The sequence below is a fragment of the Bradyrhizobium sp. SZCCHNS3016 genome (assembly GCF_032484535.1).
Lineage (GTDB): Bacteria > Pseudomonadota > Alphaproteobacteria > Rhizobiales > Xanthobacteraceae > Bradyrhizobium.
This window is the reverse complement of the sequence record NZ_JAUETE010000011.1, coordinates 89,751-104,037: the sequence shown is the minus strand read 5'-3', so window position 1 is coordinate 104,037 and position 14,287 is coordinate 89,751. Positions and strand designations below refer to the sequence as shown.

Here is a 14,287-nt window from a genome sequence, read left to right as displayed (position 1 = left end):
ATCGTCACGGACGCGGGTTGCGGAATGCGATGGATGCGGGCGGCTGCAGCGGGGTTTTGCCTCGCCGACGAACGGCTGACTGCGGACAGGAAATCGTGTCGTCCTGGCCTCCCGGTGCTGAGGCCAAGCCGGTGGTGATGATCCGCCGGCGACGGGGTCAATGAGCCGGTCCCCGGGGAGAGCACGTATAAATGTTAAAACCATCGCACAGGGAGGGCCGGGTGTGTTCGGCCAGACCTGTGGTACCTGCCGCCTGCATTTTTTTCCGCAGGCGGGCCACGGGCGCGGCCAGCGCCCGGCCTTCCCTGTGCCCTCGATGCGAGGGTGCGAGTTCAAGGGCATAGCTCGGGCGCGGGATGCGTCGCGAGGATGATAGGGCTCGTCTCTCGTCGTTACGCATCTCCGAGTGATGTTTGACAATGTGGATCGGGATGTTGCTCCGCTCGCAATGACGGAGTCGGGGGCAAGTAGTAAGCCTCAAGCACCGCTGTCATCCTCCGCGAAAGCGGAGGATCCAGTACGCCGAGGCGGTCATTGTGAGCCGAGAGGGCGCGGCGTACTGGATTCCCCGCTTTCGCGGGGAATGACGGGTGAGGGTGGGGTGGGGGTTTGCGCGACATTCGCAGCTTCGGTGATCCCCGCATGTCGCTTCGCTCATGCGGGCTACGGCCGGTCGCCGACGCGGGCGGGATAAGGAGGGCCGATGAGCGCCAGCGTCGTCCGCCGTTTTGCGGAGCCGGGGGCGTGGCGGCAGGATTAGCCCTGCGGCTAACCTGCCCTGGAGCGAGGGAGGGGCGCGGGGTGCGACTTTGGTTGGAGCGGCCAAAATGATGGCCGCCAGAGGGCGACCGAGGCTTTGGCAAGCTATTGGGCTTAAACGTCTTTTCGTCCGCGGCCCTGCATCTGCGCCATTCCGCCGCAGTGTTCGTGTCCATCCATTACAGAAGTTTAACGCCGCAGCCAGCACGCCGTAAGGCGGCGGCCCCCATCTTCACTGGCGAACGGGGCGCACAGCCCGGGACCCAAGTTTAGACCTTGACCAAAATCGCTTGCGGAGAAAACCGTATGACTGACCGTCCGACCGACCTGTCCTCGCTTCCGTCCTATCGCCAGCCCCGGCGCGGGCTGTTCTCGGCGCGCAAGTTCGCGCTGATGGCCTCCGTGGTCGCGGGCCTCGGCGTCGCCGCCTATGGCCTGTCGCCGCAGGGGGCGCCGGTCGATCTGTTCTCGACCTCGGCGCACGCGCAGGTCGCGAACGAGGTCAGCAAGGTCGCGCGCCCGGTCGGCTTTGCCGACATCGTGGAGCGGGTCAAGCCGTCGGTGATTTCGGTCAAGGTCAACATCGCGGAGAAGGTCGCCAAGGACGACAGCGACGACGATACGCCGTTCCAGCCGGGCTCGCCGATGGAGCGCTTCTTCCGCCGCTTCGGCGGTGAGAACGGCATTCCCGGCATGCCGGGTCGCGGCGGCCGCGGCGGTGGTCGCGCCGTGACCGGGCAGGGCTCCGGCTTCTTCATCTCCGCCGACGGCTATGCCGTGACCAACAACCACGTGGTCGATGGCGCCAACAAGGTCGAAGTGACGACCGACGACGGCAAGACCTACAGCGCCAAGGTGATCGGCACCGACCCGCGTACGGATCTGGCGCTGATCAAGGTGGAGGGCAGCACGAACTTCCCGTTCGCCAAGCTCGCCGACGGCAAGCCGCGCATCGGCGACTGGGTGCTGGCGGTCGGCAATCCGTTCGGCCTCGGCGGCACGGTGACGGCCGGCATCGTCTCGGCGGTGGGCCGCGACATCGGCAACGGCCCCTATGACGATTTCATCCAGATCGACGCCCCCGTGAACAAGGGCAACTCCGGCGGTCCGGCGTTCGATGTCGACGGCAATGTCGTCGGCGTCAACACCGCGATCTATTCGCCGTCCGGCGGCAGCGTCGGCATCGCGTTCTCGATCCCCGCCTCGACGGTCAAGAGCGTGATCGCGCAGCTCAAGGACAGCGGCTCGGTCAGCCGCGGCTGGATCGGCGTGCAGATCCAGCCGGTGACGCAGGATATCGCCGACAGCCTCGGCATGAAGAAGGCCGAGGGCGCGCTGGTCGCAGAGCCCCAGGCCAATGGTCCGGCGGCGAAGGCCGGCATCCAGTCCGGCGACGTCATCACCGCGGTCAATGGCGAGCCGGTGAAGGACGCGCGTGAGCTCGCCCGCACCATCGGCGGCATTGCGCCGGGCGCCTCGGTCAAGCTCAACGTCCTGCAGAAGGGCCAGGAGAAGACCATCAACCTGACGCTCGGCAAGCTGCCGAACACGATCGAGGCCAAGGCCGACACCGGCGGCGACAATGCGAGCCCGACCCGCGGCGCCGACGTGCCGAAGCTCGGCATGACCGTCGCGCCCGCGTCGAGCGTTGCCGGCGCCGGCAAGGACGGCGTCGTCGTCACCGAGGTCGATCCGAAGAGCGCGGCCGCCGATCGCGGCTTCAAGGAAGGCGACGTCATCCTGGAGGTCGCGGGCAAGTCGGTGACCTCGGCCGGCGACGTCCGCGAGGCCATCAACGCCGCGAAGGCCGACAACAAGAACAGCGTGCTGATGCGTGTGAAGAGCGGCGGCCAGTCGCGCTTCGTCGCGGTGCCGCTGGCCAAGGGCTAAGAGCCCTTACGAGATGGGAGGCCGCCGGCAAGTGCCCCCGCGTCGGCGGCTCTCCCTGGGGCGGGCTTAAAGTTCCGCTCCCACAGACCTTCCGTTGGACAACGCCCCCCTCCGTCGGAAGGAACTCGGGCGGTGAGGTCCCCCAACCTCACCGCCCACTTTGCTGCCGATCAACCCCGGGCCCACGCCGCCTTGCACGGAAACCGCGGCCGGTCCATGTAGATGGACACCAACCGTGACCACCGCCCCCGTTTCCGCAATGCGCCTCCTGATCATCGAAGACGACCGCGAGTCCGCCGACTATCTGGTCAAGGCGTTCCGCGAGGTCGGACATGTCGCAGACCTCGCCAGCGACGGCGAGGAGGGGCTCGCCATGGCCGAAAGCGGGGACTACGACGTGCTGGTGGTCGACCGCATGCTGCCCAAGCGCGACGGCCTGTCGCTGATCGGCGCGCTGCGCGACGAGGGCAACCGGACGCCGGTGCTCATCCTCTCGGCGCTCGGCCAGGTCGACGACCGCATCAAGGGCCTGCGCGCCGGCGGCGACGACTATCTGCCGAAGCCCTACGCCTTTGCCGAGCTGCTCGCCCGCGTCGAGGTGCTGTCGCGCCGCCATGGCGGACCGGCGGAGGAGACGACCTACAAGGTCGGCGATCTCGAGCTCGACCGTCTTTCTCACAGGGTCGCGCGCGGCAAGGACGAGCTCACCCTGCAGCCGCGCGAGTTCCGCCTGCTCGAATATCTGATGAAGCATGCGGGGCAGGTGGTGACGCGCACGATGCTGCTCGAGAACGTCTGGGATTATCACTTCGATCCGCAGACCAACGTGATCGACGTCCACATCTCGCGGCTGCGCTCCAAGATCGACAAGGGTTTTGACCGTCCGCTGCTCCACACCATCCGCGGCGCGGGGTACATGATCCGTGACGGCCTTCGGTAAGCTGATCCGCACCACGGCGTTCCGGCTGACGCTGGTCTATCTGCTGTTGTTTGCGTTGTTCGCAGCCTCGCTGCTCGGCTATTTCGCCTGGAACACCCGCCGCCTCATCACCGAGCAGATCTCGACCACGGTCACCTCCGAGATCAGCGAGATGACCGACATCTTCGCCCGCTGGGGCCTGCGCGGAATCGTCGGCGCGATCGAGAGCCGCGCGCTCCGGCCCGGCGCCAATCTCTATCTCATCACCACGCCGACCGGGCAGGCCATCGCCGGCAATGTCGGCTCGCTGGCGCCGGGCGTGATGGGCTCGTCCGGCTGGTCGGAGACGTTCTACCGGCGGCTCGACGACAGCACCGAGCATAGCCACCGCGCGCTGGTCTATGTCACGCAGCTCTCCAGCGGTTTTCGGCTTTTGATCGGCCGCGATCTCGAGGAGCGCCGCCGCCTGTTCGGCATCGTCGCCAAGGCGGCGCAATGGTCGGTGCTGGTGGTGGTCGTGCTCGGCATCGGCGGCGGCATCTTCGTCGCGCGGCGCGTGCTGCACCGGATCGATGCCATGACCGGCACGACGCGGCGGATCATGGATGGCGATCTCTCCGGCCGTCTGCCGGTCGGGCGCAGCGGCGACGAGCTCGATCGCCTGGCGGAAAATCTCAACGCGATGCTGGAGCGCATCGAGGCGCTGATGACCGGCCTCAAGGAGGTCTCCGACAACATCGCGCATGACCTGAAGACGCCGCTGACGCGGCTGCGCAACCGCGCCGAGGAGGCGCTGGCGAAGTCGCGCTCCGAGGACGAATATCGCGCCGCGCTGGAGCGCACGATCGAGGAATCCGACGGCCTGATCCGCACCTTCAACGCGCTCTTGATGATCGCGCGGGCGGAGTCGGGGCAGGCGCGCGGCGACATGGTCGAGTTCGACGCGGCCGAGGTTGCCGGCGGCATCCACGAATTGTACGAGCCGCTGGCCGAGGACAATGAGATGACGTTGCGGGTCAAGGCCGCGGCCGCGCCGGTGCATGGCAATCGCGAGCTGATCAGCCAGGCGCTCGCCAATCTCGTCGAGAACGCGATCAAATACGGCAAGCCGGCCGCGCTGCCGCTCGATGCCGCCGCCGCCGCTGATAGCCGCGAGATCCTGATCGAGGCGCGGCGCGAGGGCGGGCAGGTGCTGCTCAGCGTCACCGATCATGGCGAGGGCATTCCCGAGGCTGAGCGCAAGCGCGCCGTCGAGCGTTTCGTCCGGCTTGAGGCGTCCCGCACCTTGCCGGGGTCCGGCCTCGGCCTCAGCCTCGCCGCCGCGGTGGCGACCCTGCATGGCGGCGAGCTCCGGCTCGGCGATGCCAAGCCGGGCCTGATCGCGACCCTGGTGCTGCCGGCCGGTGCCGGCGTGCCCGCGAAGCTTGCGGCGCCGGCGCAGGATGTGCCACAGAAGGCCGCATGACCTCATCCGCGCCGGGAAACGCGGACGGGCAGATGCTGGCCGAACGTTTCGTTGCCGGCCCGCATGTCCGTGCGCCCGACAAAGCCGAACACCGCCTCCACGAGTGGCTCGCCGAGCTCGAGCCGTCCTTGGCCGTCTCGCTCCGCGCGCTGCTCGCCGGCGGCTGGCCGCGAACCATCCTGCTCGGGATTGCCGAGTGCTCGCCCTATCTGTTCGATCTCGTGCGCGCCGACGGCCATCGTCTGGACCGTCTTCTGCGCAGCGAGCCGCAGGCGCATCTCGCCGAGCTGATCGCCCGCACCGGCCGCGAGGTGTTCGCCGCCTCCAGCGAAACCGAGGTGATGAGCCTGCTGCGGCGGCTGAAATCCGAGGCGGCGCTGCTGATCGCGCTGTGCGACATTGGCGGCGTCTGGCCGGTGATGCAGGTGACGGCGGCGCTGACCGACGTCGCGGTGTCCTCGGTGCAGATGGCGCTGCGGTATCTGCTGCGCCTGGAGACGGTGCGCGGCCGGCTTGCGCCCGTTGATGCCGACGATCCGGAGCACGGCAGCGGCCTGTTCGTGCTCGCGATGGGCAAGATGGGGGCGGGCGAGCTCAACTATTCGAGCGACATCGACCTGATCGTGTTTTTCGATCCCGAGATCAACTCGCTGGCGCGCGACATCGAGCCGCAGCCGTTCTTCGTCCGCGTGACGCAAGCGATGGCGCGGCTGCTGCAGAGCCGCACCGCGGACGGCTATGTGTTCCGCGTCGATCTCCGGCTGCGGCCGGATCCGGCCTCGACGCAGGTGGCGATGTCGACCGAGGCGGCGCTGCACTACTACGAGCGCGAGGGCCGCACCTGGGAGCGCGCCGCGATGATCAAGGCGCGGGTCTGTGCCGGCGACGTCGTCGCGGGCGAGGCGATGCTGGCGGAGCTGTCACCGTTCGTATGGCGCAAGCATCTCGACTTCCAGGCGCTGACCGACGTCCACGACATGAAGCGGCAGATGCAGGTCTACCGCGGCCACAGCGAGATCGCGGTCGAGGGCCACAACGTCAAGGTCGGGCGCGGCGGCATTCGCGAGATCGAGTTCTTCGCCCAGACCCAGCAACTGATCGCCGGCGGCCGCCACCCCGAGCTGCGGGTGCGTCCGACCCTGCAGGCGCTCGACGTGCTCACCGCCAGCAAGTGGATCACGGAGCAGGCGCGTGACGAGCTCACCACGGCCTATGAGTTCCTGCGCCGGGTCGAGCACCGGCTGCAGATGATGGCGGACGAGCAGATCCACAGCCTGCCCGACGATATCGAGGGCGTGAGCCGCTTCGCATGCTTTTTCGGCTATGAAAGCCGCGAGCGGTTCGCGACCGATCTGCTGTTCCATCTCGACGTCGTGCAGGGACACTACGCCCGGCTGTTCGAGGGCGATCCCACCGGCACCGTCAGCCTGCCGGCGGTGAACTACGGCGCCGGTCCCGACGAGCCGCGCCTGATGGAGCATCTTGCCGGATTGGGCTTCCGCGATCCGGTGATGGTCGCCAAGACCCTGCAGCAATGGCTCGCGGGCGAGTACCGCGTGTTCCGCACCGATGCGACGCGCACCGCGTTCACCGATTTTCTGCCCGCGCTGATCGATGGCCTCGCCCATGCCGACGAGCCGGATCGCGCGGTCGTCGCCTTCGACCGTTTCCTGCAGGCACTGCAGCTCGGCGGCCGCCTGATCACCCTGCTCGGGCAGAACCGCGATCTCGTCGCGCTCGTCGCGCTCGTGCTCGGGGCGGCGCCTCGGCTCGGCGACATGCTGGCGCGGCAGCCGCGGCTGATGGACGGTCTGATCGATCCGCGCTTCTTCGGCGCCATCCCGGACCGGCGCGAATTGTCGGACCGGCTGGCGTCGACGCTGCAGGATGCCGGGACCTATGAGGAGTTTCTCGATCGTCTCCGGCTGTTCGGCCAGGAGAGCCTGTTCCTGATCGGCACGCGCATCCTCTCCGGGACGGTGTCGGCGCAGCAGGCCGGCACCGCGTTCGCCGATGTCGCCGAGGGCATCGTGCACACCGTGCATGACCTCGTGACCGACCGCTTTGCCGCCCAGCATGGCCGCATCAAGGGCCAGGAGACCGCGATCGTCGCGATGGGGCGGCTCGGCGCGCGCGAGATGACGGCCTCCTCCGATCTCGACCTGATTTTGCTGTATGATTTCGATGCCGACGCGCCGGATTCCGACGGCGAGCGCTCGCTGCAGGGCGCGCACTATTTTGCACGCTTCACCCAGCGGCTGATTTCGGCCTTCACGTCGCGCACCAATTACGGCGTGCTCTACGACATCGACATGCGGCTGCGGCCGTCGGGTCGCGCCGGTCCGCTGGCCTCGCACATCGACTCCTTTGCGCACTACCAGGAGCACGAGGCGTGGACCTGGGAGCACATGGCGCTGACGCGCGCGCGGGTGATCTCGGCGTCGCCGGCGTTTCGGGCGCGCATCGAGGAGATCATCCAGGCGGCGCTGCGCCGGCCGCGCGACAGGAGCGCGATCGCGCGCGACGTCGCCGACATGCGCCGCGCGATCGCGGCCGAGAAGGGCGAGGCCGATCTGTGGGATCTCAAGCACGCCGCCGGCGGCATGGTCGACATCGACTTCGTCGCCCAATATCTGCAGCTCGTCCATGCTGCGACGAAGCCGGAGATTCTCGATGTCAGCACGCTTGCGGTGCTGGACAATGCCGAGCGGCTCGGCGTGCTACCGCGTGCTGAAGCCGTGATCCTGCGTCAGGCCGCGCGGCTGTATCACGATCTGACGCAGATCGTGCGGCTGTGCGTCAGCGACAAGTTCAAGCCGGATCAGGCCGGCGAGGACCTGCTGCGGGTGATGACCCGGGCGGGCGACGCGCCGGATTTCTCGGCGCTCGAGGCGAGGCTGCGCGAAACGCAGACCGAGGTGCGGCGCGTGTTCACCGCACTCGTGGAGGGATGACCGGACCAGGCGCGCGGTAGGACAGCCGGCCGCCTATGCCTTTTCCTTGGTGACCGCCGCCTGCTTCAGCCGGCCGATCGCTTCCTTGACCGCCGGGTCGAGGCCGGCGCCGCCGGCATCATGATGCGCATAGATCGTCTTGAGCATCCGCGGGTCCCAGAACTTCTTGATGTGCTCGGCGACGCCGGCGACCTCTTTCTCCTGCCCCTGGCTCTGGAAGAACTTGCCGATCTGGTTGGCCATGTAGACGAGGCGCTCGGAGGGGTTATGCGACATGGGTGTTGTCCGTCTGTGTTGATCGCGCGCCGGTCTCGGCGCTCGCGACGATCCGGTCGGGATGGGTGAAGATTTCGAAGCCGTCGTTGCGGGCCACCGCAATCAGCGTGATCCCGGCGGACTCGGCCATGCGGATGGCGAGCGCGGTCGGTGCTGACACTGCGACCAGAACGGGTGCGCCCATCGCCGCGGCCTTCTGCACCAGCTCGACGGAGACGCGGCTCGTCATGAGCACGATGCCTTCGGTCGCAACGCTTCGCGCCTGCGCGAGGTGGCCGGCGAGCTTGTCGAGCGCATTGTGGCGGCCGACATCCTCGCGGAGCGCAACGATGCCGCGCGCCGGCGTCCAGAACGCCGCGGCGTGCACGGCGCGGGTCTCGCGATTGAGCTTCTGCAGCGGCTCGATCGCGGCGAGCGCGGTCATGACGTCGCGCGGCGCGAAGCGCCGGCCCGCGGGCACGCGCGCCACCGGCCGCACCGCTTCCGCGATGGAGTCGATGCCGCACAGTCCGCAGCCGGTGGGACCGGCGAGGCTGCGCCGGCGCTCTGCCATGCGCACAGCAAGCTCCGGCGGCAGCCACATCCTGAGCTCGATGCCGTCGGTGAGCTCGACGACATCGAGCGAGATGATGTCGTCGCGGCTGGCGATGATGCCCTCGTTGAGGCTGAAGCCGATGGCGAAGTCGGTGAGATCCTGCGGGGTCGCCATCATGACGGCCTGGGTGCCGCCATTATAGGTCAGCGCGACCGCGGTCTCCTCCGGCACGCGGCGGTGGCCCTCGGTGAGGGCTCCGTCGCGCCAGACCAGACGATCCGCGATGCGCACTGCATCGGTCATGCTACTCCGCCGCCTCCACGATCGGGGCGATGCGACGCGAGTTGCGGGCCTGCTCGTCATAGGCCTTCTGCCAGTCCGATGGTCCGTTGGACTGCGACACCTGCACCGCCGTGACCTTGTACTCCGGGCAATTGGTCGCCCAGTCCGAATAGTCTGTCGTGATGACGTTGGCCTGGGTCAGCGGGTGGTGGAAGGTGGTGTAGACCACGCCCGGCGCCACGCGCTCGGAGATCAGCGCATGCAGCGTGGTCTCGCCGGCGCGGCTCGTCAGCCGCACCCAGTCGCCGTCGCGGATGCCGCGCTGCTCGGCGTCGTGCGGATGGATCTCCAGCACGTCCTCGCCATGCCACACCACGTTGTCGGTGCGCCTTGTCTGGGCGCCGACATTGTACTGCGACAGAATGCGGCCGGTGGTCAGCAGCAGCGGGAAGCGCGGGCCGGTGCGCTCGTCGGTCGCGACATACTCGGTGACCACGAACTTGCCCTTGCCGCGGACGAAGCCGTCGACATGCATGATCGGCGAGCCCTCGGGGAACTTCTCGTTGCAGGGCCACTGCACCGAGCCCATCTCCTCGAGCTTCTGGTAGGAAACGCCGGTAAAGGTCGGCGTCAGCGCCGCGATCTCGTCCATGATCTCGGACGGATGGTTGTACTTCATCTCGAAGCCCATCGCCTTGGCGAGACCGATCGTGACCTCCCAATCGGCGAGGCCGTTGCGCGGGCTCATCACCTTGCGCACGCGCTGGATGCGGCGCTCGGCGTTGGTGAAGGTGCCGTCCTTCTCCAGGAAGGTCGAGCCGGGCAGGAACACGTGGGCGTAGTTGGCGGTCTCGTTCAGGAACAGGTCCTGGACGATGACGCACTCCATCGACGACAGCGCCTGCACCACATGCGTGGTGTTGGGATCCGACTGCAGGATGTCCTCGCCCTGCACGTAGAGGCCCATGAAGGTGCCTTCGATCGCGGAGTCGAACATGTTCGGGATGCGCAGGCCCGGCTCAGGGTTGAGCTTGACGTTCCACATCGCCTCGAACTGGTCGCGCACGGCGTCGCCCGAGATGTGCCGGTAGCCCGGCAGCTCGTGCGGGAACGAGCCCATGTCGCAGGAGCCCTGCACGTTGTTCTGGCCGCGCAGCGGGTTCACGCCGACGCCGCGGCGGCCGATATTGCCGGTCGCCATCGCGAGGTTGGCGATCGCGATCACCGTGGTCGAGCCCTGGCTGTGCTCGGTCACGCCGAGGCCGTAGTAGATCGCGCCGTTGCCGCCCTTGGCGTAGAGCCGGGCCGCGCCGCGGATCGCTTCCGGGTCCACGCCGGAAATGCTGGCGATCGCCTCGGGGCTGTTCTTCTCGAGCGCGACGAACTCGGCCCAGTCCTGGAACTCGCTCCAGTCGCAGCGCTCGCGCACGAAGGTCTCGTTGACGAGGCCTTCGGTGACGATGACATGCGCCAGCGCGGTCAGGATGGCGACGTTGGTGCCGGGCAGCAGCGGCAGATGATAGTCCGCCTTGACGTGCGCTGACTTCACGAGGTCGATCTTGCGCGGATCGACCACGATCAGCTTGGCGCCCTCGCGCAGCCGCTTCTTCATGCGCGAGCCGAACACCGGATGCGCGTCGGTCGGGTTGGCGCCGATCACCATGATGACGTCGCTGTCCTCGACCGAGTCGAAGTCCTGCGTGCCTGCCGAGGTGCCGAAGGTGGTGGCGAGGCCATAGCCGGTCGGCGAGTGGCAGACGCGGGCGCAGGTGTCGACATTGTTGTTGCCGAAGCCGGCGCGGATCAGCTTCTGCACCAGATAGGTTTCTTCGTTGGTGCAGCGGGACGAGGTGATGCCGCCGATGGAGTCGCGGCCGTATTTGGCCTGGATGCCGCGCAGCTTGTCGGCGGCGAACTTGAAGGCCTCGTCATAGGAGACCTCGCGCCAGGGCTGGTCGATGGTCTCGCGGATCATCGGCTTGAGGATGCGCTCCTTGTGGGTCGCATAGCCATAGGCGAAGCGGCCCTTGACGCAGGAGTGGCCGCGATTGGCCTTGCCATCCTTGTACGGCACCATGCGGACGACTTCCTCGCCGCGCATCTCCGCCTTGAAGGCGCAGCCGACGCCGCAATAGGCGCAGGTGGTGACCGCCGAATGCTCCGGCTGGCCGATCTCAATCACGCTCTTCTCGGTCAGGGTCGCGGTCGGGCAGGCCTGTACGCAGGCGCCGCACGACACGCATTCCGAACCGAGGAAGCTCTCGCTCATGCCCGGCGACACCCGGCTGTCGAAGCCGCGGCCGGAGATGGTCAGCGCGAACGTGCCTTGCACTTCCTCGCAGGCGCGGACGCAGCGCGAGCAGACGATGCACTTGGAGGGATCGTAGGTGAAATAGGGGTTCGACTCGTCCTTCGGCAGCCAGGCCGGATTGGCCTCGCCGCAGGCGTCGGCGAACACATGGTTCTCACCCTGGTTGCCGTAGCGGACGTCGCGCAGGCCGACCGCGCCGGCCATGTCCTGCAGCTCGCAATCGCCATTCGCGGCGCAGGTCAGACAGTCGAGCGGATGGTCGGAGATGTAGAGCTCCATCACGCCCTTGCGCAGCTTCTTCAGCCGCTCGGTCTGGGTGTGGACGACGAGGCCCGCGGCCACCGGCGTGGTGCAGGAGGCCGGGGTGCCGGCGCGGCCTTCGACCTCGACGAGGCAGAGGCGACACGAGCCGAACGCGTCGACCATGTCGGTCGCGCACAGCTTCGGGATCTGCGTCCCGGCCTCCATGGCCGCGCGCATGATCGAGGTGCCCTCGGGAACGGTGATGCTCTGGCCGTCGATGGTGAGCGTGACCATCTTTTCGGACTTGGAGAGCGGTGTGCCGTAATCGGTTTCGTGGATGAGCGACATGGTCGGTGTCCTTGTTCCCGATATCTTATTCCGCAGCCTGCAGGCGCGGCTGCTGGGGGCCGAAATCTTCGCGGAAGTGCTTCAGCGCCGAGAGCACAGGGTAGGGCGTGAAGCCGCCGAGTGCACAGAGCGATCCGAGCTTCATAGTGCCGCAGAGGTCTTCGACCAGGGCGATGTTCTCGGCGACGCGCTCGCCGCGGCGGATCTTGTCGATGGTCTCGGCGCCGCGCGTCGAGCCGATGCGGCAGGGCGTGCACTTGCCGCAGGATTCGATGGCGCAGAACTCCATCGCGAAGCGTGCCTGCTTCGACATGTCGACGGTGTCGTCGAACACGACGATGCCGCCATGGCCGATCAGGCCGTCCTTGGCCGCGAACGCCTCGTAGTCGAACGGCGTGTCGAACAGCGCGCGCGGGAAGTAGGCGCCGAGCGGCCCGCCGACCTGCACCGCGCGGACAGGGCGGCCAGTGAAGGTGCCGCCGCCGACGTCGTCGACGAGTTCGCCCAGCGTGATGCCGAACGCGGTCTCGAACAGCCCGCCGAACTTGACGTTGCCGGCGATCTGGATCGGCATCGTGCCGCGCGAGCGCCCCATGCCGAAATCGGCATAGGCCTTGGCGCCTTCATTGAGGATGAAGGGGATCGCGGCGAACGATAGCAGGTTGTTGACCACGGTCGGCTTGCCGAACAGGCCATGATGGGCGGGCAGCGGCGGCTTGGCGCGAACCAGTCCGCGCTTGCCTTCGAGGCTTTCCATCAGCGCGGTCTCTTCGCCGCAAACATAGGCGCCGGCGCCGGTGCGCACCTCAAGATCAAAGGTGTGGTTGGAGCCGGCGATCTTGTCGCCGAGCAGGCCGGCCTTCCGGGCGATGTCGATCGCCTTGGTCATGGTGGCGATCGCGTGCGGATATTCGGAGCGCGTGTAGATGTAGCCCTTGGTGGCGCCCACCGCGATCCCGCAGATGGTCATGCCTTCGATCAGCACGAAGGGATCGCCTTCCATCAGCATGCGGTCGGCGAAGGTGCCGCTGTCGCCCTCGTCGGCATTGCAGATGACGTATTTGCGGTCGGCCGCCGTCTGCGCCACCGTCTTCCACTTGATGCCGGTCGGGAAGCCGGCGCCGCCGCGGCCGCGCAGGCCCGACGTCGTGACCTCGGCAATGACCGCATCCGGCGACAGCGTTAGCGCGCGCGTCAGACCCTTGTAGCCGCCATGGGCGCGATAGTCCTCGAGTGACAGCGGATCGACGATGCCGCAGCGGGCGAAGGTGAGGCGGGTCTGCCGCTTCAGCCACGGGATCTCCTCGGTCAGGCCGAGCGAGAGCTTGTGCGACTTGTCGGCGATGATGGCGTCGAGCAGCGACGGCACGTCGTCGGCTGTCACCGGACCGAAGCCGAAGCGGCCCTGCGCCGTCTCCAGTTCGACCAGCGGCTCCAGCCAATACAACCCACGCGAGCCGTTGCGGACGATCTCGATGTCGACATTGCGCTCCAGCGCCGCCTTGTGCAGCGCCTGCGCGACCTCATCGGCGCCGACAGCGAGCGCGCCGGCATCACACGGGACAAAAAGACGCACGCTCATCGCTGGGCCTCCGAGACGAGAGCATCGATCCGGGCTTCGTCGAGCCGGCCGACCAGGCGTCCATCGAGCATGGCCGACGGCGCGGTTGCGCACAGGCCGAGACAGTAGATCGGCTCGAGCGTGACGCGCTCGTCAGCCGTGGTGTTGCCGAGGGCGACGCCGAGCTTGGCCTCGGCGCGCGCCGCGAGCGCATCACCGCCGGCGGCCTGGCAGGCTTCGGCGCGGCACAGCTTCAGCACGTGACGACCGGCCTTCTTGGCGCGGAAATCATGGTAGAACGTGAACACGCCGTAAACCTCGGCGCGCGACAGGTTCAGGGCGGACGCGATCATCGGAATGGCATCCTCCGGCACGTAGCCGAACGTCTCCTGCAACGCATGGAGGATGGGCAAGGTTGCGCCCTCCATGCTGCTATGTTCGGCGATGATCTCGGCGCCGCGCGCCGCGTCCCAACTTTCGTACACCGGCGTCATCCTGATCCCGATTCTGCGTTGCAAGCGTTTCGCACATCCAAATTGGAATTGCTCAAGATATCAATAAAGCAGTCCCGTGCTGCGATAGCGAAACGCAATCGAGAGATAGCTAGAAGTTGACGAAAAACAGGCGTTCGCGCGACAGGGCTGCGGCGTGTTTTACCATGTCGGCGCCCCCCTCGTCGTGATAGGGTTTCACCATGGCTGGCAACGCCGAAAACGTGCGGAACCGGGCCGTTCAACCGCTGGA

General features: G+C 67.4%; 9 protein-coding genes. 4 read left to right on the top strand and 5 right to left on the bottom strand.

What is annotated here, in order from left to right:
• Window positions 1-1,065: 1,065 nt before the first annotated feature.
• The 4 genes from QW881_RS21185 to QW881_RS21170 all read left to right on the top strand — a co-directional run bounded on the left by QW881_RS21185 (window position 1,066) and on the right by QW881_RS21170 (window position 7,987).
• A complete protein-coding gene (locus QW881_RS21185; protein WP_316159157.1) occupies window positions 1,066-2,649 on the top strand; it encodes a Do family serine endopeptidase in 1,584 nt (527 codons plus the stop codon).
• 259 nt (window positions 2,650-2,908) lie between these two features.
• Window positions 2,909-3,589: a response regulator transcription factor gene (locus QW881_RS21180; RefSeq protein ID WP_315739932.1), complete on the top strand. Its 681-nt coding sequence runs from the start codon at window positions 2,909-2,911 to the stop codon at window positions 3,587-3,589.
• Window positions 3,573-5,033 (top strand): sensor histidine kinase, encoded by a 1,461-nt coding sequence (locus QW881_RS21175; protein ID WP_315756463.1) that lies wholly within the window; start codon window positions 3,573-3,575, stop codon window positions 5,031-5,033. The genes QW881_RS21180 and QW881_RS21175 overlap by 17 nt, the downstream gene beginning before the upstream one ends.
• On the top strand, window positions 5,030-7,987 hold the full coding sequence (locus QW881_RS21170) for a bifunctional [glutamine synthetase] adenylyltransferase/[glutamine synthetase]-adenylyl-L-tyrosine phosphorylase (RefSeq protein WP_315756462.1): 2,958 nt from the start codon (window positions 5,030-5,032) through the stop codon (window positions 7,985-7,987). Before QW881_RS21175 ends, QW881_RS21170 begins: the two co-directional genes overlap by 4 nt.
• A 33-nt stretch (window positions 7,988-8,020) precedes the next feature.
• Here QW881_RS21170 and QW881_RS21165 read toward each other — a convergent pair whose 3' ends face one another.
• Genes QW881_RS21165 through QW881_RS21145 form a run of 5 tightly spaced genes read right to left on the bottom strand, consistent with a single transcriptional unit; the run spans window position 8,021 to window position 14,037 of the window.
• A complete protein-coding gene (locus QW881_RS21165) occupies window positions 8,021-8,263 on the bottom strand; it encodes a formate dehydrogenase subunit delta (RefSeq protein WP_315739826.1) in 243 nt (80 codons plus the stop codon).
• Window positions 8,253-9,101, bottom strand: a complete 849-nt coding sequence (gene fdhD / locus QW881_RS21160) for a formate dehydrogenase accessory sulfurtransferase FdhD (RefSeq protein WP_315756461.1) — start codon at window positions 9,099-9,101, stop codon at window positions 8,253-8,255. The genes QW881_RS21165 and fdhD overlap by 11 nt, the downstream gene beginning before the upstream one ends.
• 1 nt (window position 9,102) lies before the next feature.
• Entirely contained in the window at window positions 9,103-11,982 is a 2,880-nt protein-coding gene (gene fdhF / locus QW881_RS21155) for a formate dehydrogenase subunit alpha (RefSeq protein ID WP_315756460.1), read from the bottom strand.
• 25 nt (window positions 11,983-12,007) lie between these two features.
• On the bottom strand, window positions 12,008-13,564 hold the full coding sequence (locus tag QW881_RS21150; protein ID WP_315756459.1) for an NADH-quinone oxidoreductase subunit NuoF: 1,557 nt from the start codon (window positions 13,562-13,564) through the stop codon (window positions 12,008-12,010).
• Complete coding sequence (locus QW881_RS21145; protein WP_315739931.1) at window positions 13,561-14,037, bottom strand: formate dehydrogenase subunit gamma; 477 nt, start codon at window positions 14,035-14,037, stop codon at window positions 13,561-13,563. The genes QW881_RS21150 and QW881_RS21145 overlap by 4 nt, the downstream gene beginning before the upstream one ends.
• Window positions 14,038-14,287: the final 250 nt, after the last annotated feature.

Bases quoted from the DNA above. Each gene is read 5' to 3' on its own strand.
- QW881_RS21185 (WP_316159157.1), top strand. From the start codon at position 1,066: ATGACTGACCGTCCGACCGACCTGTCCTCGCTTCCGTCCTATCGCCAG.
- QW881_RS21180 (WP_315739932.1), top strand. From the start codon at position 2,909: ATGCGCCTCCTGATCATCGAAGACGACCGCGAGTCCGCCGACTATCTG.
- QW881_RS21170 (WP_315756462.1), top strand. From the start codon at position 5,030: ATGACCTCATCCGCGCCGGGAAACGCGGACGGGCAGATGCTGGCCGAA.
- QW881_RS21165 (WP_315739826.1), bottom strand. From the start codon at position 8,263: ATGTCGCATAACCCCTCCGAGCGCCTCGTCTACATGGCCAACCAGATC.
- fdhD (WP_315756461.1), bottom strand. From the start codon at position 9,101: ATGACCGATGCAGTGCGCATCGCGGATCGTCTGGTCTGGCGCGACGGA.
- fdhF (WP_315756460.1), bottom strand. From the start codon at position 11,982: ATGTCGCTCATCCACGAAACCGATTACGGCACACCGCTCTCCAAGTCC.
- QW881_RS21150 (WP_315756459.1), bottom strand. From the start codon at position 13,564: ATGAGCGTGCGTCTTTTTGTCCCGTGTGATGCCGGCGCGCTCGCTGTC.
- QW881_RS21145 (WP_315739931.1), bottom strand. From the start codon at position 14,037: ATGACGCCGGTGTACGAAAGTTGGGACGCGGCGCGCGGCGCCGAGATC.